Annotated in this window: 13 protein-coding genes and 2 pseudogenes; 11 read left to right on the top strand and 4 right to left on the bottom strand. The window is 64.6% G+C overall.

From position 1 onward, the window contains the following. Window positions 1–15 precede the first annotated feature (15 nt). The 3 genes and pseudogenes from ACCQ03_RS12715 (at window position 16) to pbpC (ending at window position 4,326) form a co-directional block, all read left to right on the top strand. Window positions 16–965 (top strand): annotated as a pseudogene (locus tag ACCQ03_RS12715) (glycerophosphodiester phosphodiesterase family protein). Window positions 966–1,391: 426 nt separating this feature from the next. Continuing rightward, a pseudogene (locus ACCQ03_RS12710) lies at window positions 1,392–1,819 on the top strand (ATP-binding protein). A 116-nt stretch (window positions 1,820–1,935) separates the two neighbouring features. After that, window positions 1,936–4,326 (top strand): penicillin-binding protein 1C, encoded by a 2,391-nt coding sequence (pbpC, locus tag ACCQ03_RS12705; RefSeq protein ID WP_057679230.1) that lies wholly within the window; start codon window positions 1,936–1,938, stop codon window positions 4,324–4,326. Window positions 4,327–4,678: 352 nt separating this feature from the next. Here the strand turns inward: pbpC and ACCQ03_RS12700 are convergent, their stop codons facing one another. Then, entirely contained in the window at window positions 4,679–5,239 is a 561-nt protein-coding gene (locus ACCQ03_RS12700; RefSeq protein WP_008571580.1) for a ferritin-like domain-containing protein, read from the bottom strand. Window positions 5,240–5,281: 42 nt separating this feature from the next. Continuing rightward, window positions 5,282–5,764, bottom strand: coding sequence for a peroxiredoxin (locus ACCQ03_RS12695; protein WP_057679229.1), 483 nt, complete (start codon window positions 5,762–5,764; stop codon window positions 5,282–5,284). A 161-nt stretch (window positions 5,765–5,925) separates the two neighbouring features. On the opposite strand from ACCQ03_RS12695, the gene ACCQ03_RS12690 reads away from it, so the two are divergent. From ACCQ03_RS12690 to hflC, 5 genes are all read left to right on the top strand, one after another. Next, window positions 5,926–6,402, top strand: a complete 477-nt coding sequence (locus tag ACCQ03_RS12690) for an Hsp20/alpha crystallin family protein (RefSeq protein ID WP_057679228.1) — start codon at window positions 5,926–5,928, stop codon at window positions 6,400–6,402. Between the two features lie 411 nt (window positions 6,403–6,813). Continuing rightward, window positions 6,814–7,713 carry a DnaJ C-terminal domain-containing protein gene (locus ACCQ03_RS12685; protein WP_057679227.1) on the top strand — a complete coding sequence of 300 codons (900 nt, stop codon included), beginning with the start codon at window positions 6,814–6,816 and terminating at the stop codon, window positions 7,711–7,713. Between the two features lie 480 nt (window positions 7,714–8,193). Then, complete coding sequence (gene pilH / locus ACCQ03_RS12680) at window positions 8,194–8,580, top strand: twitching motility response regulator PilH (RefSeq protein WP_017155764.1); 387 nt, start codon at window positions 8,194–8,196, stop codon at window positions 8,578–8,580. Window positions 8,581–9,264: 684 nt separating this feature from the next. Further along, entirely contained in the window at window positions 9,265–10,392 is a 1,128-nt protein-coding gene (gene hflK / locus ACCQ03_RS12675; protein ID WP_209227213.1) for an FtsH protease activity modulator HflK, read from the top strand. After that, entirely contained in the window at window positions 10,392–11,255 is an 864-nt protein-coding gene (hflC, locus tag ACCQ03_RS12670; RefSeq protein ID WP_003483929.1) for a protease modulator HflC, read from the top strand. The genes hflK and hflC overlap by 1 nt, the downstream gene beginning before the upstream one ends. A gap of 130 nt (window positions 11,256–11,385) precedes the next feature. Here the strand turns inward: hflC and ACCQ03_RS12665 are convergent, their stop codons facing one another. Next, window positions 11,386–12,495: an acyltransferase family protein gene (locus ACCQ03_RS12665; protein WP_209227211.1), complete on the bottom strand. Its 1,110-nt coding sequence runs from the start codon at window positions 12,493–12,495 to the stop codon at window positions 11,386–11,388. 364 nt (window positions 12,496–12,859) lie between these two features. On the opposite strand from ACCQ03_RS12665, the gene ACCQ03_RS12660 reads away from it, so the two are divergent. The 3 genes from ACCQ03_RS12660 to ACCQ03_RS12650 all read left to right on the top strand — a co-directional run bounded on the left by ACCQ03_RS12660 (window position 12,860) and on the right by ACCQ03_RS12650 (window position 17,694). Continuing rightward, window positions 12,860–13,060 carry a DUF2065 domain-containing protein gene (locus ACCQ03_RS12660; RefSeq protein ID WP_017155761.1) on the top strand — a complete coding sequence of 67 codons (201 nt, stop codon included), beginning with the start codon at window positions 12,860–12,862 and terminating at the stop codon, window positions 13,058–13,060. A 300-nt stretch (window positions 13,061–13,360) separates the two neighbouring features. Beyond that, window positions 13,361–14,653: an adenylosuccinate synthase gene (locus tag ACCQ03_RS12655; protein ID WP_017154927.1), complete on the top strand. Its 1,293-nt coding sequence runs from the start codon at window positions 13,361–13,363 to the stop codon at window positions 14,651–14,653. Between the two features lie 368 nt (window positions 14,654–15,021). Continuing rightward, a complete protein-coding gene (locus ACCQ03_RS12650; RefSeq protein WP_057679226.1) occupies window positions 15,022–17,694 on the top strand; it encodes a M1 family metallopeptidase in 2,673 nt (890 codons plus the stop codon). Between the two features lie 252 nt (window positions 17,695–17,946). On the opposite strand, the gene ACCQ03_RS12645 is transcribed toward ACCQ03_RS12650, so the two are convergent. Continuing rightward, window positions 17,947–19,272 carry a Smlt3024 family type IV secretion system effector gene (locus ACCQ03_RS12645; protein WP_057679225.1) on the bottom strand — a complete coding sequence of 442 codons (1,326 nt, stop codon included), beginning with the start codon at window positions 19,270–19,272 and terminating at the stop codon, window positions 17,947–17,949. Window positions 19,273–19,274 lie beyond the last annotated feature (2 nt).

The following is a 19,274-nucleotide window of genomic DNA, read 5'->3' as shown; positions in this document are numbered from 1 at the left end:
CGGATTGCGCTGCCCATGAAATCCTCTTTGTTGCCGATACTGTTGCTGGCCAGTGGCCTGACCGGCCCTGCCGCTGCAGCATCCAGTACCGGCGCCGGTACGGCGATCCAGGCGCGCCTGGCCAATCCCGACGGTGGGATCTTCGTCGTCGCCCATCGCGGCTGCCACAACCCTGCTCCTGCGCACGGCTTCCCCGGCCATGCGCCGGAGAACTCGCTGGCCGGCCTGGAGCGCTGCGTGGCGATGGGCGTGGATATGGTCGAAACCGATATCCGCCGCGCGGCGATGGCACCCTGGTGATGTTCCATGACGCCACCGTCGAGCGCACCACCGACGGCAGCGGCAAAGTCGCCGAGTTGACCTGGGCGCAGCTATCGCGACTGCGGCTGCGCGACGACGAGGGCGGCGCCGATGCCGCACTCACCGACCAGCATCCGGTGCGGCTGGATCAGATGCTGGCCGCGGCCAAGGGCCGCATCATGCTCAATCTGGACGTCAAGGCACCGATCTATGCCGAAGTCGCGGACGCGGTGCGGCGCGCCGGTATGGAGCGCCAGGTGGTCCTCAAGACCGAGGTCGGCGTGTACAGCCAGCCGCTGGCATCGCTGCCGCCGTTCGACCGTATCAACTTCACCCCGATCCTGCTCAATCCGCCGGGTACCGACGACTTGCTGAAGACCTTGCGTACCTAGCTGAGCGGCAAGGTGCGGCCGGTGGCGATCGAACTGCCACGGATCAGCGGCGAGCAGTTGCCCGCGCTGGCTACACTGGCCAAGCAGCAGCACGTGCGGCTGCTGGTCAACACGCTGTGGGATGGCTTCGTCGCCGGTGCCGGCGGCGACGCGGATGCGGTGCGCGATCCGGATGCGGTGTGGGGACGGCTGCATCGCGCCGGCATCAGCGCGTTCCAGACCGACGAACCCGAAGCGCTGCTGCATTACCGCGCCTCGCTCGAACAACACTGAGCACGCACTTTGCCGCGCAACCGTCCGCAATCGGTCGGTGCGCGTCTACTTGCGGACGCTGTGCCCCTGACTGGCGAGAGCGCTGTGTAGCGGTTTCAATGACTTATCACGCTTTGCGACCTGGCATGCCATCTGCTTTGCAATGGCCATGGATAGCGCGAAGTCTCCACCGCGTTCGTTCTGGCGCCACCAACGCGGTTGGCTGTCACTGGCCATTGGCGTCATTGTCCTCGCTGCTGTGGCGGTAGCTGTGGATCGATGCCGCCACGCGCGGGTCCAGGCCAAACGCTGATCCTGCAGCTGCGCAATCCCGAGCTGGACGCCGCACTGGATCGCGCCCACGCCGCGCTGGCCTGACCCATAGCGAGATCGTCGAGGCGCAGCAGCGTAGCCGCGCCAGCATCGAAACCCAGCGCGTGGCGGAGCATGGCCTTGCAGCGCTTTCTCGGCGGCTATGCGCGGCTGGCGCGACTACCGGCGCCGGTGCCGGCAGCACTCGCGCTGGCGCCGGGTTGCGGCTGCGCGCCGATACCGACCAGCTCGAGCAGGTGTTGATCAATCTGTTGCGCAACGCGTTGGAGTCCGGTGGCGATGCGCCGGTCGTTCTGCGGGCGTGCGCCGATGGCGCGATGGCACGCATCGAGGTGCTCGATGGCGGTGTCGGATTGCCGCCTAGCGACAATTTGTTTGTGCCGTTCTTCACCACCAAGCCCGGCGGCTCGGGGATTGGTCTGGTGCTGTCGCGGCAGATCGTAGACGCACAGGGCGGCAGCCTGGAGCTTAGACCACGCAGCGATGCGCCGGGCAGTGGTGCCAAGTTGTGGCTGCCGCTGGCGGCGGACGGCGCGGTGTGATGCCGGTGCCATGGCCTGCCATCGGATCGGCCTGTGCGGAAACGTCGCGCCAGCACGCCGCCTTGCCCATGACGTTGCCGCAACGGGCAAAATAGCGGCTTCCATTGGGAGCACGCATGCTGCAGGACGACACCGCCGCCACGCATCCCGCGCGGCGAACCCGGCGCTGGACGCGCCTGCTGCCTTGGCTGCGCTGGGGTACGGTGGTGCTGTTGAGCGCGCTGTTGCTGTTGGACCTGGCCTTCCCGCTGCCGTTGCCCAAATCCCGCGACACCTCCACCCTGGTGGTCGCGCGCGATGGCACGCCGTTACGCGCCTTCGCCGACCGTAATGGCGTATGGCGTTACCCCGCCACGCCGCAGAGCGTGTCGCCGCTGTATCTGCAGGCGCTGCTGAACTACGAAGATCGCTGGTTCTGGCGCCACCCAGGCGTCAATCCGTGGGGTCTGCTGCGTGCCGGGGGGCAGTGGATCGAGCAGGGCCGCATCGTGTCCGGCGGCTCCACCCTGACCATGCAGGTGGCACGCATCCTGGACCCGCATACGCGCACGCCATGGGGCAAGGCCAAGCAGTTGTTGCGCGCGTTGCAGCTGGAAGCGCACCTGAGCAAGCATGAGATTCTCATGCTGTATCTGGAGCGCGCGCCCTACGGCGGCACCATCGAAGGGGTGGAGGCGGCCAGCTGGGCGTATCTGGGCAAGCCGGCCAAGGCCTTGTCGCATGCCGAGGCCGCGTTGCTGGCGGTATTGCCGCAGTCGCCCAGCCGCCTGCGCCCGGACCGGCACCCGGAAGCGGCGCAACGCGCACGCGACAAGGTGCTCGACCGCATGGTCGAGCTGGGCGTGTGGTCGCGCGCACAGGTGGACGATGCGCGCATCGAACCGGTGGTCACCCGCTCGCTCAAGCCGCCCCTGCATGCGGCCCTGCTGGCGCAGCGCCTGCACAGCGCGCAGCCGCGTGCGGCGCGTATCGTCACCACGCTGGATGCGGAATTGCAGCGCACGCTGGAAGAGCGCGTGTCCACGTATTTTTCGCAGCTGCCGGAGCGCACCTCCGCGGCATTGCTGGTGGTGGATAACGCCACGATGGAGGCGCGCGCCTACGTGGGCTCGGCCAGTTTCGGCGACCGCAAGCGCCTGGGTCATGTCGACATGGTGCAGGCGTGGCGCTCGCCGGGCTCCACGCTCAAGCCCTTCCTGTATGGCATGGCGCTGGACGATGGCCTGATCCATTCCGAAAGCCTGTTGGTGGATGCGCCGCAGAGTTTTGGCGACTACCGGCCCGGCAACTTCGATGCGGCGTTCAACGGCCCGGTGAGCGCGGCCACGGCGTTGCGGCTGTCGTTGAACGTGCCGGCAGTGGATCTGCTCGAGCGCATCGGCCCGGCGCGCTTTGCTGCGCGACTGTCCAATGCCGGGATTGCGCTGCATTTTCCCTCCGGCAGTACGCCGTCGCTGGCGTTGATATTGGGCGGTACCGGCGCACAGTTACAGGAGTTGGTGGGCGCGTTCGCCGCGCTCAATCGCAGCGGCATTGCTGGACGTGTGCGCTATACGCCGGACGATGCGCATATTGATCGCCGCTTGATGTCGCCGGGTGCGGCCTGGATCGTGCGCGAAATCTTGCAAAGCAATCCGCGGCCCGGCTACGGCAGCGGCACGTTCGATACCACCGCACGCCCCGGCGTGGCGTGGAAGACCGGCACCAGTTACGGCTACCGCGATGCATGGGCCCTTGGCGGAACGCGGCGTTACACCGTCGGCGTCTGGGTAGGACGGCCGGACGGCACCCCGCTGCCGGGCCAATACGGTGCGGTCACCGCATTGCCATTGATGTTCGAAGTCATCGATGCCTTGCCCCGTAGCGCTGGCGACAGTGCGCCGTTGCCGATGCCAGCCACGGTGCAGGCAATCAACATCTGCTGGCCGCTGGGCGGCGCCGCCGATCAGACGCCACCGCCTCTGTGCGCACGTCGTGCCGATGCGTATGCACTCGACGGTGCCGTGCCGCCCACCTTTGCCGAGCGCGACGCGCGTCTTTGGCAAAGCGGGCAGGTGCGCTTCGAGGTCGATGCGCGCAGCGGTCAGCGGTTGTCGCAGGAATGCAGCCAACCGCATGCGCGTGTGCCGCGCGCGGTGGCGCGCTGGCCGGCATTGGTCTCGCCCTGGCTCAGTACATCCGAACGCGCCGCCGCGCAACTGCCGCCCTTGGCTGACGATTGCGTGCCGGACGGGCGCATGACCGGTGGCGGGGTGCTACGCATCGACGGGTTGAGTGACCGCGCCACGCTTGCGCGGGCCAATGACGCCGCGCGCCCGGTACGGCTGCAGTTACGTGCGCTGGGCAGCGAGGCGCGAATCGATTGGCTGCTGGATGGCCGCTGGATTGCGCAAACCAGCGGAAGGCAAGGATTTCAGCGCGATTTCGAAGAAGCCGGGTTGCATACGCTCACCGCAATGGCCAGCGATGGCGCATGGACGCAGGTGCGCTTTCGGGTATTGCGCTGACCGGATCACCAACCAAGTGCGACCGCCCCGTGCTTGGCGGCAGACCTGCTGCGCGCGACAAACGGGTAGGAGCGCACCCGGGCGCGAAGAGGCCTTGCCGGGAATGCGTCATCGCGCCCAGGTGCGCTCCTACAGAGGCGTTGACGAGGGCGGCGGCTGCGTCGGGATCTGTCCGCCTCGTAGGGGCGTGGCTCACGGGGCGCGATCGTATACGCGCAAGCTGGCGGCACAAAAAAAGACAGACAGCGCGCTCTAAGCGCTGACCTGTCTGCCTCATCACCGAGTCGATTTCAATTTCAACTCGCTGCGATCGTTCATCGCAACGCAGCGCTACATCGCAGAAATCAAAAACTCACTCGCCGATCCAGCCTTCCAGCATGTCGGCGAATTCATCGGCATGTTCTTCTTCCTGGGCCAGGATGCTTTCCAGAATGCGCTTGGTGGTGGTGTCCTTGTCGCCGATGAAATCGATCATCTCCCGGTAGCTATCGATGGCGATGCGTTCGGCGATGAGGTTTTCCTTCACCATGTCGCGCAGATCGGTGCCTTCCTTGTATTCGGCATGCGAGCGCTTGGTCAGCGTGTCCGGATTGAGGTCCGGTTCGCCACCCAGCTGCACGATGCGCTCGGCCAGCTTGTGTGCGTGCTCTTGTTCCTGTTGCGCATGTTCCAGGAACTCGCCCTTCACTGCGTCGGCAAGCATGCCCTTGGCCATGAAGTAGTGGCGGTAGTAGCGCAAGGTGCACACGTATTCGGTGGCAAGCGCGGTGTTGAGCAATTCGATCACCTTCTCACGATCGGCGTGGTAGCTCTCGGTGATGGCGCCGTCTTCGATGCTCTGGCGCGCGCGGGCGCGCAAGGTGGCAGTGTCGGTGATACCGGCGGGGGTTTTGGTGGCTGGCTGATCAGACATGGCTGGCCGTGTTCCTTCTGAGTGGATGGGAGAAATGGGTGCTCAATCCGGCAGATGCTGCAGCACGTAATCGGCTGCAGAGACTTTGAACTCGCCGGGTTCTTCAACAAACAACGCCTTGACCACGGCGTCGTCTGCATACAGCGCATAGCGGCGCGAGCGCAGGCCCATGCCCGAGCCGCTGGCGTCGATTTCAAGGCCCAGGGCGCGCGCCAGTTCGGCGTTGCCGTCGGGTAACAGGTGCAGGCCGTCGGGGATCAACTGGCTGCGTCCCCAGGCCTGCATCACGAACGGGTCGTTGACCGCGGTGCACAGCACGTCGATACCGCGCTTGCGGAATTGCTCGAAGTGTTCCACATAGCCCGGCAGGTGCTTGGCCGAGCAGGTGGGAGTAAAGGCCCCCGGCACCGCGAACATCAGCACCTTGCGGCCTGCGAACAGGCTGTGGGTGTCGACGGCCTCGATGCCCTCGCGCAGGCGCTTGAGCACGACTTCGGGAATGCGGTCACCAACGTGGATGGTCATGCGGCGGGCTCCTGTGGCTGAACGGATTCTAGAAAGGGGCAGGGGAAAAGCGCGTCAACGCGCTTGAAATCCGTCCGGCCACGCCTATCTGACGCACATGGCCGGCGCACCTGCGCATCCTGCAGTCGCCGGCCCCGTCATCAACCTTTTGGAGGCTTTCAATGAACATCGTTCGTTATCCCCAATTTCCCACCCACGCGCTGCAGAACGAGATCAAGCATGTGTTCGATCGCTTCTTCGAGCAGAACGGCGACACCGACGAATCGGCGGTGGTGACCGCGCAGTGGGTGCCACGCGTCGACATCAAGGAAGAGCCGAATCACTTCGTGCTGTACGCCGATTTGCCGGGCATCGATCCGAGCCAGATCGAGGTGCAGATGGACAAGGGCATCCTGTCGATTAAGGGGGAGCGCAAGAGCGAATCCAGCACCGAGACCGAGCGCTTCTCGCGGATTGAGCGCCGCCACGGCAGCTTCCATCGCCGCTTCGCGCTGCCCGATAGCGCCGATGCCGATGGCATCACGGCTGCGGGCCATAACGGCGTGCTGGAAATCCGCATTCCCAAGCGCCCGGCCGCCACGCCGCGCCGTATCCAGGTGGGCAACGGTCAGAACCCCAACGGCAGCACGGTGCAGTAAGCGCAATGAACCGCGCGGCGGTGCGCCGTGCAGGCGCGCAATGTTCGCCTGGCCGGCCTGTCCTGTGCGTGCAGGCTGGCCAGGCGACCGGCAGTTCCGACTGGCCCCTCTGCCAGCCGAAACTGGCCGCCGCAAGACGCTGACCCTGGAGCGAGGCCACCGCTTCGCTCTCCGGCGACAGTCGCGCCGTAGAATAGGCGCGGTTGCCCGCCCGGCTGCGAATAGATTGGCCAACAGCTCCCAGGCGTGACCGCTTGCGGACGCGGCTGGTATGCAAACCCGGCACGTACATCGGTACGGGGCAGGGTTGCACGCCTTCCGCCCTGCATACGCGCTGTCCGCCGGAGCGCTGGCCGTTCGAACTGGCTCGTGGCCTCGGCTGCGGGCCATTTTTTTTCCAGAGGTGATTAGATGGAATTCAAGGATTACTACGCAACGCTCGGCGTGGAGCCCAGTGCAGGCGATGCGGAGATCAAGACCGCCTACCGCCGGCTCGCACGCAAATATCACCCCGATGTCAGCAAGGAAGCCGGCGCCGAAGACAAGTTCAAGGCGATCAACGAAGCCTACGAAGCGCTGCGCGACCCGGCCAAGCGCAAGGCCTACGACCAGTTGAAGGCGCAGGGATTCCGGCCGGGCGACGAGTTCCAGGCCCCGCCTAATTACGGCGGCGGGCAGGGCTTCGATTTCGAGGAGGTGTTCGGCAATGGCGGCGCCGGCGGCGGCTTCAGCGATTTCTTCGAAAGCCTGTTCGCCGGCCAGCGCGGTGGCCGGCCGCGCGGCCCCGGCGCCGGGCCTGGTGCCGGGGCCGGCCCGCAGGCGCGCGGCGACACCCGCGCCAAGCTTGCGGTGCCGTTGGAAGCGGTGCATTCGGGCGACAGCGTGCGCATCACCATCAATGGCAAGCAATTGGACGTGCGCGTGCCCAAGGGCGTGCAGCCCGGCCAGGTGATCCGCCTGAGCGGGCAGGGCAACGGCGGCGGCAACCTGTTGCTGGAGATCGAATACGCGGCGCATCCGCATTTCGAAGTGGACGGGCGCAACATCCTGTACACCTTGCAGGTCATGCCCTGGCAGGCCGCGCTGGGCACCACCATCAGCGTGCCCACCCTGGGCGGCTCGGTCGAATTGAAGGTGCCGGCCGATTCGGACGCCGGGCGCAAGCTGCGCCTGCGCGGCCGCGGCCTGCCGGGCGCCACCCAGGGCGACCAGATCGTGGAACTGGAAATCCTCGCTCCCGCCCCCACCGACGATGCGCAGAAGAAGGCCTACCGCAACCTGGCCAAGGCATTCGGCGAGACCGTAGGCTGAATTGATCGAAGGGCCGGATCAGCTGTGCGCGCACGAGGGTTGGGCGAGGCCACGCTCGCCCAGCGATGCGGCAGGTGATGTCGGCCCGCATCATCGAATCTTGGCCCCCCCTCATTCGGCCCTGGAGAGGGGGAGCTAGCCCCTCTCCTTTGGGAGAGGGGTGAGGGTTGGGTGCTCCGCAACCTGATCATCAACTCGATCTGCATCCCTCGCATCGGGACCCCGCCCCATCCAGCGCATGCGCCCCTTGTCTGCGATGAAAGGGGACAGGAGAGCGAATCGACGCGGTCGCTCGGTGCGTCCTGTATTGAATCCAGCCTGTCCTATCCAACGTAGTGGCTCCAGCGACTGGCAAAACAGCGCATGCTCCATCACCTCTGGCCTCGCTCACAAACCACGAACCGTCACACAACTCACCTGGCCCAGCTATCGAAAGCGCGGCGGGCGCACTACACTCGCCGCGCACACTAGGGGAAACACATGGCACGCATTTTGATCGTCGACGACTCGCCGTCGCAGCTGCTGGGGATTCAGCGCATCGTCGAGAAGCTGGGGCACGAAACCATCACCGCCACCGATGGTGCCGCCGGCGTGGAAGCGGCCAAGGAATCGCTGCCGGATCTGGTGCTGATGGACGTAGTGATGCCCAACCTCAACGGGTTCCAGGCCACGCGCACGCTCAAGCGCGAGCCCACCACCCAGCATATTCCGGTCATCCTGGTCACCACCAAGGATCAGGACACCGACCGCATGTGGGGCATGCGCCAGGGGGCCCGCGCCTACATCACCAAGCCGTTCTCCGAAGACGAGCTGCTGGAAGTGATGGAGCGAGTGTTCAACCAGAAGGACGAGCCCCCGCAAGCGTAAGTGCACCGGCGAGCCGTGATCGAGGGCGGATTTCGGCAACGCAGATGGGGGATTAGGGTGGGATGTGCCAACCCTCTCTTGCGCGCTGGGGAGCCCGCTGAGGGTTCGGCAGACCGGCCATGCGGAAGTCCACGTCGTCGTTCGCCATCGCATCGCAGCTGCACCTTCAGGCTGTGCCGAGCGCTACCTTCTGCCGATGGGCCGTGGAAGCGCAGTCGGGGTGAAGCGCGCGGCGCAGCCGTCGTCGCCCGGGAACACCCTATGGTTGAAAGGATGAGCGCCCAGGACGCAATCGCCGCTGGGCCGCACGCGTGCGATCTCCCATCACCGTCCGCGCTCGACCCCTGCCATCCAGGCACGCGCCCGGTCAGCGGTCTTCAACCGCCCAAGACCCATCAGGTGGCCGGCTGCGTCCAACAGATGCGCACGCAGCGCTCGGCAGGCGCATCCATGCCTGTTGCAGCCACGTGCATCCTTGTCTCCAGGTCCTCGGCGCAAAGGCCCCCGCCGGTCGGCCGCTGCGTGTGTCCCAGCAGCCCGATCCGCCCCGCCGGCTAAACCAACCATGCATCGCACCGGGTCTTTCAAAACGGCGGGTCTGCCCCATCTAGTAGAATCGGCGAATCAAACAACATGGCGGCACTGCGGGACTGGCCCGCACAGCCCCTCGATCATGGAGCGTGCATGGCCTGGAACACACCCGGCAACAAGGGCGGAGACGGCCCGGACCCCAACCGTCGCAGGTCCTGGGGACCGCGTGGTGGTGGCAACGGCGGCGGTTGGGGCAATCTGCCCGCTCCGTTGAAGGAGCTGTTCGACGGCGGCGTGGGGCGCTGGATCCTGGTCGCGGTGGTGCTGATGGTGCTGTTCTCCAGCTTCCAGCTCATCGGCGAGCAGCAGCGTGGCGTGGTGCTGCGCTTCGGCCAGTTCTCGCGCATCCTGCAGCCCGGCCCGAACTTCAAGCTGCCCTGGCCGATCGAGTCGGTGCGCAAGGTCAATGCCACCGAGATCAAGACCTTCAGCAACCAGGTGCCGGTGCTGACGCGCGACGAGAACATCGTCAACGTCTCGCTCAACGTGCAGTACCAGATCAACGACCCGCGCAAATACCTGTTCGGTTCGCGCAATGCCGATCTGGTGCTGGAGCAGGCTGCGCAAAGTGCCGTGCGCGAGCAGGTGGGGCGTTCGGACCTCAATACCGTGCTCAACAATCGCGGCCCGCTGGCGATCGCCTCCAAGGACCGGCTGCAGGCGGCGCTGGATGCCTATAACACCGGCCTGGCCGTCACCGGCGTGACCCTGCCGGATGCGCGCCCGCCGGAAGAAGTGAAGCCGGCCTTCGACGAGGTCAACGGTGCCCAGCAGGTGCGCGAGCGCCTGATCAACGAAGCCCAGGCGTACGCCGCCAAGGTGGTGCCCGAAGCGCGCGGCCAGGGTGCCCGCACCCGTACCGGCGCCGAAGGCTACAAGCAGGCCACCATTTCCAAGGCCGAGGGCGACGCCGATCGCTTCACGCTGTTGCAGGCCCAGTACGCCGGCGCGCCGGAAGTCACCCGCAAGCGGCTGTGGCTGGAAACCGTGCAGAAGGTGCTGTCGGAGAACCGCAAGGTCATCGGTAGCGATGGCCGCCAGGTCATCTACGTCCCGCTGCCGGCCGACGCCAGCAAGCCGGCCACTTCCGCTGGCAATGTCGGCATGCCGTCGATGGTGCCGCAGGACGTGCTGTTGAATCCGCCGCAAAGCGCCAGTAGCGAGGCCATCCGCAACCCGGAGCGCGGCCCGCGCCCGACCGGCCGTGAGGGAACCGAATAATGAAGAATTCGCTAGTGATCGGCCTGATCATTGCCGTCTTGCTGACCCTGATGGGCTCGGTGTTCGTCGTGCGCGAAGACCAGACCGCCATGGTGCTCAACCTGGGCCGTGTCGTGCGTGCCGACCTCAAGCCCGGTTTGCATTTCAAGATTCCCGTGGTGGAATCGGTACGCGTGTTCGACCGCCGCTTCCAGGTGCTGGACACCGCTCCTGCGCGTTACTTCACTGCCGAGCAGAAAGACGTGAGCGTGGATTTCTTCGCCATCGGCTACATCTCCGATGTGCGGGCGTTCTATCGTGCGACCGGTGGCGAGGAATCGGTGGCCAACTCGCGCCTGGCCCCGATCATCACCGATTCGCTGCGCAACCAGATCAACTCGCGCACTCTGCAACAGTTGGTTTCCGGCGACCGCAGCGAACTGATCGCCAACCAGCTCAAGGGCATCAATGGCGCCATCAAGGGCCTGGGGATGCAGATCACCGACCTGCGCATCAAGCAGATCGACCTGCCGACCGACAGCCAGGTGATCACCGACGTGTACGAGCGCATGCGCGCCCAGCGCAAGCAGGAAGCGAGCAAGCTGCGCGCCGAAGGCGAAGAGCAGGCGCTGACCATCCGCGCACAAGCCGACCGCGAGTCCACCGTGATCGTGGCCGACGCCGAGCGCGACGCGCAGAAACTGCGTGGTGAAGGCGATGCCGAAGCAGCCCGCATCTACGGCCAGGCCGGTTCCAAGGATCCGTCGTTCTATGCGTTCTACCGCAGCCTGGAGGCCTACCGCAGCTCCATGACCGACGGCAATGGCGTGGTGGTGCTGGACAAGAACGACCCGTTCCTGCAGTACCTCAAGAGCGACCGTTGATCGTTCTGCCTTGAAACAACGCTCTGCCTTGAAACAAGAACGCCCGCGTAATGCGGGCGTTCTTGTATGCGCTGTCAGCCAATCAAGCTGAGGCTACTCTTGCACCCGTCGTCGGGCCCAGCCAAATCAATCAGACGGATACCGCGGTTGCAGAAGCGCGCACGACCTTGGGGCCTAGTCGTTTGCCTAGGGCGATGGCCGGCGCCTCGATGAAGCGATAGGTCAGTGCCGCCATCGGTAACGTAACCAGCAAGGTCAAGGCGGCACAGCCTGCGTAGGCGACCGAGGGGTTCGGCGTTGCGTCCTGGATGCGCCGAAACAGCGGCGCCAGTATCGCAATCACCACGGGGTGGCCCAGGTAGACCGAATAGCTGATCTTGCCTAGAAAAGCCGTTACCGGATTAACTACCAGGCGAGGAGGCGACTGCGACATGCCGACCAATAACAATGCATACATCAGCCCGCTAGCGATCCAGTAAGTGGTGGGGCCGATCATGGCCAACGCCAGCAAGGTGATCGTTCCAGCCAAACCGGCCGAACCGACAGCGATCGACACCGCGCCCCAATGCTTCGCGGTGACTGGCGTTGTCTCGCAGAATTTCCGGTAGGCAAAGAAAGTACACAAGCCAATTGCAAATACTGGGAAATGACGCAGTAGCCCGTAGTCGCCGATCATTGCGGTGCCTGCGTCTCCAAGAACTCCCGCTCCCGCCAGGCCGGCGGCAGTGATGGCGCAAAGCGCCAGCACCGAGGCATCGCGCATGGTTCTGACAACCAGGAAAAGTAGCGGAAACACCGCATAGAACAGCATTTCCACACCGATGGCCCAACTGGCCCAGACAATGCCGTCCTCCCAGCCGCGGACGAAGTTGAAGGTGAAAGTCAGATTTGCTGCGATTTCCGCCCAATGGTGTCCGGCATGGGGGCCGCGTCCATCCCGATAAACAGAAAAGGCCAGCCAACAATAAAATAGTGGCGCAATGCGAAAAAAGCGATGCAGATAGAAGCTCGCCAGCGGTCGGCCGGTTGCGGCATGGCGTGGCATCGTGTAGCACAGCGAGAAAGCGCTGATGACAAAGAACAATGCCACTCCGCTGCCGCCTGCCATCAGCACAGGTGTGAGTGCATGGCCAGGCGAAATTGCCGGGGTCGGCATGGCCATGACATGAAATAGCAGCACATACAGCGCGGCCAACCCGCGAAGTGCGTCCAAGAAGACCAGCCGATTGTTCGTAAGCATGCGTCCTTGCCAATGAGAAAACACGCAACGATAGGCGTTGCGGCGCGTCAGCTCAAATGGCGCGTACTGCAAGACGGCCGAGCGTCATGGAAAGAGGAGCAACTCGTGCACGGTCGTGACCGCTCAATGCGACCTTAGTGGTGTCCTTGCATGGCGCGCCCGTATCTCGCTACTGCGGACACACTTTTTACTGCGGACACACTTTTTATGGAGCAGCTGAAGGCTGTTACTTTCTGGTTGAGTCCTTCCGGGTTGAGTCGAGCATTGTGTCTTGAAGCCAGGATCGACCAGTGCCGGCAGGAGCAGAATTGGGCGGTAACGCCATTTCCGTGGACCTGGCAAGTAGGCACACTTCGGAGCCCTGATGCGGTGCTCCCTCATGCATGACCTATTGACCGCCCTATGCCTGATTGTTGTGATTGAAGGCCTGCTGCTGTTCGCCGCGCCTAGGCAGTGGAAACTCATGGTCGAGCAACTGTTCAGCTTGCCTACGGCCCATCTGCGTGCCATTGGCGGGGTCACCCTGGCGCTTGGCGCTATCGCGCTCTGGATCGTCCGCCATTGAGCGATGGCGGCAGGGCGCGGCCCGTTCACTACCGAGGCCAGAGCCGGTAGTGCGGGCACCGACCTGCCCCCGGGGTATCGGCGCCAGGGGTAGTGCACGCCACCGGAAACCCGGATAATGCACAAAAGCCGGCCGGGCACGCTCCAACCAGAGCACTCGGTTCGGCTTTTTCCGTGTCAGGGCTATCGCGCCACTGCAACGCTCCCCGATGGAGCCGCGCGCAGGGTGTCGCGGCCAACCCTGCAGCGGTCCCATCCCGCGGCCCCGATGGCCGCAGCAAAACTTAGGAGTTCACCCGTCATGGGTCAGTCAGTTGTCGTGCTCGGTGCCCAGTGGGGCGATGAAGGCAAAGGCAAGATCGTCGATCTGCTCACCGAGGAAATCGGTGCGGTGGTCCGCTTCCAGGGCGGCCACAACGCTGGCCACACGCTCGTCATCAACGGCAAAAAGACCGTCTTGCATCTGATTCCGTCCGGCATCCTGCGCGAGGACGCGCTGTGCCTGATCGGCAATGGCGTGGTGATCTCCCCGGCCGCCTTGATCAAGGAAATCAGCGAGCTGGAAGACGCCGGCGTGGAAGTGCGTTCGCGCCTGAAGATTTCTCCGGCTGCGCCGTTGATCATGCCCTACCACATCGCGCTGGATCAGGCGCGCGAGAAGGCCGCTGGCGGCAAGGCCATCGGCACTACCGGCCGCGGCATCGGCCCGGCCTACGAAGACAAGGTGGCGCGTCGCGGCATCCGCATCGCCGACCTGCATTACCCGCCGCAGCTGGAAGAGCTGCTGCGCACCGCGCTGGACTACCACAACTTCGTGCTGACCAAGTACCTGGGCGTGGAAGCGGTCGATTTCCAGAAGACCTACGACGAGGCGCTGGCCTTCGGCGAGTACGTGCAGCCGATGAAGTCGGACGTGGCCGGCATCCTGCACGACCTGCGCAAGCAGGGTAAGCGCGTGCTGTTCGAGGGCGCGCAGGGTGCGTTGCTGGACATCGACCACGGCACCTATCCGTACGTCACCAGCTCCAACACCACCGTGGGCGGCGCACTGGCCGGTACCGGCGTTGGCGCCGATGCGATCGACTACGTCCTCGGCATTGCCAAGGCGTACGCCACGCGTGTCGGCGGCGGCCCGTTCCCGACCGAACTGGACGACGAAGTGGGCCAGGGCATCCGCGACCGCGGCGCCGAGTACGGCGCGTCCACCGGTCGCCCGCGTCGCTGCGGCTGGATGGACATCGTGGCGCTCAAGCGTGCGGTGGCCATCAACGGCATTTCGGGCCTGTGCATCACCAAGCTCGACGTGCTCGACGGCATGGAGAAGCTGAAGATCTGCATCGCCTACGAATATCACGGCAAGCGCACCGAGTACGCGCCGCTGGACGCGCAAGGCTGGGAAGAGTGCACCCCCGTGTACCTGGAGTTCCCGGGTTGGAGCGAGAACACCCACGGCATCACCGTGTGGGACGAACTGCCGCCCGCCGCTCGCGCCTACCTGCGCGCGCTGGAAGAACTGGCCGGCTGCCCCATCTCGATCGTCTCCACCGGCCCGGATCGCGACCATACGATGGTGCTGCAGGATCCGTTCGCCTGATCGGCTGATGCGTGATTGAACCGACGAAAGCCCTGCGAAAGCGGGGCTTTTGTTTGCAAAACGCCATTGCGTTGCCTCGTCCATGTGCCCGCATCTGCCTGACGTCGCTGATCAGGTGTTATTGCCCGCCCAGGCCTGATCGATGCGGGGCGGGTTCAGCAGGGCGGTGTAGCATGCTCCGCCAATCGGGATTGCCTTGGTTTGACGCACGCGTGCCCTGTCGTTGCCGTGGCTTCTCTTTGACGTGTGTGTCTTCGCATCTGTCAGGCAGGCGCATGACTTTCGGCCGTGTGTGGTCTTGCATGTCGGCGCGATGATGCTGGCCGCTTTACGACGTCGTTTACTTCATTACTCATTTTAGGAATCTCATGCGCCAGATCCTGGTGACTGCTATTGCGCTGGCCCTGGCCAGCACCTGCGCCGTTTCGCCGGCTCACGCTGCTGTGGCTGCACCGGAGGCGGCCAGCGCATCGGTCGCGCAGGTCACCAGCCAGTTGCCGCGCACGGCCAAGCCCACCCACTACGCGGTGGAAATCACCCCGCATGCCGACAAGATGACCTTCGACGGCAAAGCGGCCATCGACGTCGTGGTGCTACAAGCCACCGACCGCATCGTGTTGCAGGCGGCCAACCTCAGCTTCGCGCGCAGTACATTGGCGCAGCGCAAGGGTGGCACGCCGCAGACGGCCAAGGTCAGCACCGACGCGCAGGCGCAGACCGCCACCTTCGCTTTCGACAAACCGCTGGCACCGGGCAACTACGTGTTGTCCATCGACTACAGCGGTGTGATCAACACCCAGGCCAACGGCCTGTTCGCACTGGATTACGCCACTCCGCAAGGCCAGCGCCGCGCGTTGTTCACCCAGTTCGAAAACTCCGATGCACGCCGCTTCCTTCCGTCGTGGGACGAGCCTAATTTCAAAGCCACCTTCGACCTGGCAGTCAATGCGCCGGCCACGCAGATGGCGGTGAGCAACATGCCGGTTGCCTCGTCCAGCAATGGTGCCGGCGGCATGAAGCGCGTGGTCTTCCAGACCACGCCCAGGATGTCCACGTACCTGCTGTTCCTGAGTGTCGGCGACTTCGAGCGGGCGGCGCGCAAGGCCGACAACGGCACCGAGATCGGCGTGATCGCGCAGAAGGGCAAGGTGGACCAGGCGCAGTTCGCACTGGATTCGGGCCGCGATGTGCTGCACGAATACAACGCTTATTTCGGCATTCCATACCCATTGCCGAAGCTGGACAACATCGCCGCACCCGGGCAAAGCCAGTTCTTCAGTGCAATGGAAAACTGGGGAGCGATCTTCACCTTCGAATACTCGCTGCTGCTCGACCCGGCCACCTCCAACATCGACGACAAACAGGGCGTTTTCACCGTTGCCGCGCACGAGATCGCGCATCAGTGGTTCGGCAACCTGGTGACCATGGCGTGGTGGGACGACCTGTGGCTCAACGAAGGGTTCGCCAACTGGATGGAGGCGCGCACCACGCACAAGCTGCACCCGGAGTGGGACATCGACAACACCGGCGCAGCCTTCAAGAGCCGCGCGGCGATGCAGCGCGATGCGTATGTCACCACCCACCCGGTGGTGCAGCACGTCGCCACGGTGGAGCAGGCCAGCCAGGCATTCGACCAGATCACCTACGACAAGGGCGAAGCGGTGATCGCCATGCTCGAAGACTATGTGGGCGCAGACAACTGGCGCAGCGGTGTGCGCAGTTACATCAAGCAGCATCAATACGGCAATGCCGTCACCGATGCGTTGTGGCAGCAGATCGATGCGGTGGAACCGGGCAAGCAGTTCACCCAGGTGGCGCACGACTTCACCTTGCAGCCGGGCGTGCCGTTGATCAAGGTCAGCGCCAGCTGCACGGCAGGCACCACCACCGTGCAGCTGAAACAAGGCGAATACACCGTCGACCGCCCCGCCAAACCGCCATTGCGCTGGCATGTGCCCGTCACGGTGCGGGGCGCCAATGGCACGCCGGTGCGCGTGTTGGTGGATGCCAGCGCGCAGATGCAGCTACCCGGCTGCGATGCGCCTGTTGTAGTCAATGCCGGGCAGAAGGGGTACTTCCGCACGCTGTATGCACCGGCGCAATTCACCGCGCTCAGCAAGGGGTTCGACGCGTTGCCGGTGGTCGATCAGCTGGGTGTGCTGATGGATACCGCTGCCCTGGCACCGGTGGGCCTGCAGCCCGAGGCGGACCTGCTCGAGCTCACCGCCAAGGTGCCGGTGGGTGGCTCGCCGGATCTGTGGAAAGTGGTGTCTGAGACGTATTCCAGCATCGATCGCCTGTTCGCCGACGACCTCAAGGCGCAGGCCGGCTGGCGGCGCTTCGCGCGGGCACGGCTTGCGCCCGAGTTCGCCACGCTCGGCTGGGACGAGCGCAAGGACGATAGTGCGCAGACCAAGCAGTTGCGCGCCAGCCTGCTCAACAGCCTGAGCGCGCTGGACGATGCACAGGTGATTGCCGAAGCGCAGCGTCGTTTCGCTGCGTTTCAGGCCGACCCGGGCACGTTGTCGCCGGAGTTGCGTAGCACGGTGCTGCGCATCGTCGCCCGCCATGCCGACGCGGCCACGTGGGACGCGTTGCATGCCATGGCAAAGAAGGAAACCTCCTCGATGCTGCGCGACCAGTCGTATGCGTTACTCGCCTACGCCAAGGACCCGGCATTGGCGCAGCGCGCCCTTGAACTTGCACTCACCGACGAGCCCGGCGCCACCACCGGTGCCAGCATGATCGGCGATGTCGCCAGCGAGCACCCGGAGCTGGCATTCGACTTCGCACTGGCGCATCGCGCCCAGGTGGACACGTTGATCGACTCCACCTCGCGCGCCCGCTACTACCCGCACCTGGCCGCAGGCTCCAGCAAGCTGGAGACCATCGACAAGATCAAGGCGTACGCCGACAAGTACCTCGCTCCCACCTCGCGCCGCGATGCCGAAACCGCCATCAGCACCATCCAGACGCGGGTGACCTTGCGCGAACGGCGCGTGCCGCAGATTGCGGCATGGTTGAAGAAGCAGAAGAGCTAAGCAGTTGCGTGGAAAAACAAAAAAGCCCGGTAATTCCGGGCTTTTTTGTTCGGTGCAGAGGCCGCCATTGCAGGTGAAGCGGATTGAACAGCAACAGTAGCGAAGGGATCCGATGAGCAACTGCCTGAAAAGCGCAGCGTGCGCGTGGTGACTGCCGAAGCCGGGGTCGCGTGTTTCCGAGTCGTGCTGCCGCTCTGCGCGCCGCGTCTGGCTTCGGCGCGCCTGCCGACCGGCTGCGGTTGGCTGCGTGCATCACGCCATGCGCATCGACATGTTCTCGCGAACCCGATTGTCCATGTCTTGCTGCTGGCTCTGCGCCAGGGTTGGTTGCCGCTCCACGCTGGCCATTTCCAGCTGCTGCAGCGACTGCTCAACCGGCGTGCGCACCGCCACATCGGTGGGCATGGCAGCACGCAAATGGGCAGGGTTGTTCAATTCTCCCTGCACCACGAAGACCGTGCGCCCTGCCGGGTGTTCGGTGGTCTGGTTGCTCAGCACAACATGATCGGCGCGATCCAGATTGTTCTGGCGGGCGAGGGTCATCACGCTGGCGATCAGGCGGTCGCTAGTGTCGTCATGCGTCCGCCCGGCTTGCGCATCGATGGCACTCACGCCCGCGCGTACCTGCTGCAGCAACGCGTAGTCCCGGTGATCCGGGCCGATATCGGCCAGCTTGGTGGGCGGCAGCATCCGATCGGGCACGCCGTCGGTCGACGCGGTGAACGGACTGCGGGTGATGGAGCGGTACGGATCATCGGCATGGAACTGCGTGGCTTTCTGCTGCCGTTCCAGGCGTACTTCGCGCGCATCGTTGAGTTCTGCAATGCGGGCGGGATTGGTTTCTTCGCGCATGGAAAGATGCCCGCCGCCTGCGCTGACGTTCACCCACTTGTGTTCTTTTTCGAAGTACATCGCGTAGAAGCTGTTGCTGCCGATGACGTTGGGGTCGACCGCGGAGCGGCCCTCCAGCATTTGGATCGCTTCGGTGGTGCCGAGCTTGGCCAAGTACTGGCTGCCGGCCGCCACGCCCATCTGCGCGAAGGTCTCGTAGCCGGTATTGCTGATGCGAGTGGCGCCGACGTACTCGTTGTCGAGCATGTTGGTCCAGATTTGTTCGAGCTTCTGGGGACCGCTTTTTTCCAGGGCCGCTTGCAGGAGGACGCGTGGAGTCCAGCAGTTGGGGTCGAGACGATGCTGCTCAAACGCGCGGTCGTGCGCGAGCATGACGGAGGCGCCTGGTAGGTTCAGTGCCAGATCCGGACGGTCTCGACGGAGCCATGCTTGCCGAAGTTCCAAATCCCTCTCCAGCAACGTCTGTCCGAAGCTCTCCCACTGACGTTCGCTCAGTTGAGCATTAGCAAAGCGCGAGCCGCTGTCGTGCTGCGTATTCGCGTAATCCTGCGCGTAACTATTCGCAACGCGCCCCGGCAAACTGTCATTACGCACGACACCAAGCGCGAGCGTCCCGTAGCCGTCTGCATCGGGCAGTTGCGAGAGGTAGTTCCAGTACAGCTCACGATTGCCTGCTTTTGCGTAGCTGCGCAGGATCGTCAAGTCCTGCTGAGTTAATCCACCCATGA

This window comes from Xanthomonas sp. NCPPB 3569, from assembly GCF_041475645.2.
In the GTDB taxonomy this organism is placed as follows: domain Bacteria; phylum Pseudomonadota; class Gammaproteobacteria; order Xanthomonadales; family Xanthomonadaceae; genus Xanthomonas; species Xanthomonas phaseoli.
Note: the sequence above shows the minus strand (reverse complement) of the source record. Positions and strands in the feature narration are given on the sequence as shown.

Coding starts and splice junctions, on each gene's coding strand:
- pbpC (WP_057679230.1), top strand. CDS start 1,936: ATGCTGCAGGACGACACCGCCGCCACGCATCCCGCGCGGCGAACCCGG.
- ACCQ03_RS12665 (WP_209227211.1), bottom strand. CDS start 12,495: ATGCTTACGAACAATCGGCTGGTCTTCTTGGACGCACTTCGCGGGTTG.
- ACCQ03_RS12655 (WP_017154927.1), top strand. CDS start 13,361: ATGGGTCAGTCAGTTGTCGTGCTCGGTGCCCAGTGGGGCGATGAAGGC.
- ACCQ03_RS12690 (WP_057679228.1), top strand. CDS start 5,926: ATGAACATCGTTCGTTATCCCCAATTTCCCACCCACGCGCTGCAGAAC.
- ACCQ03_RS12695 (WP_057679229.1), bottom strand. CDS start 5,764: ATGACCATCCACGTTGGTGACCGCATTCCCGAAGTCGTGCTCAAGCGC.
- ACCQ03_RS12650 (WP_057679226.1), top strand. CDS start 15,022: ATGCGCCAGATCCTGGTGACTGCTATTGCGCTGGCCCTGGCCAGCACC.
- hflK (WP_209227213.1), top strand. CDS start 9,265: ATGGCCTGGAACACACCCGGCAACAAGGGCGGAGACGGCCCGGACCCC.
- ACCQ03_RS12685 (WP_057679227.1), top strand. CDS start 6,814: ATGGAATTCAAGGATTACTACGCAACGCTCGGCGTGGAGCCCAGTGCA.
- pilH (WP_017155764.1), top strand. CDS start 8,194: ATGGCACGCATTTTGATCGTCGACGACTCGCCGTCGCAGCTGCTGGGG.
- ACCQ03_RS12700 (WP_008571580.1), bottom strand. CDS start 5,239: ATGTCTGATCAGCCAGCCACCAAAACCCCCGCCGGTATCACCGACACT.
- hflC (WP_003483929.1), top strand. CDS start 10,392: ATGAAGAATTCGCTAGTGATCGGCCTGATCATTGCCGTCTTGCTGACC.
- ACCQ03_RS12645 (WP_057679225.1), bottom strand. CDS start 19,272: ATGGGTGGATTAACTCAGCAGGACTTGACGATCCTGCGCAGCTACGCA.
- ACCQ03_RS12660 (WP_017155761.1), top strand. CDS start 12,860: ATGCGGTGCTCCCTCATGCATGACCTATTGACCGCCCTATGCCTGATT.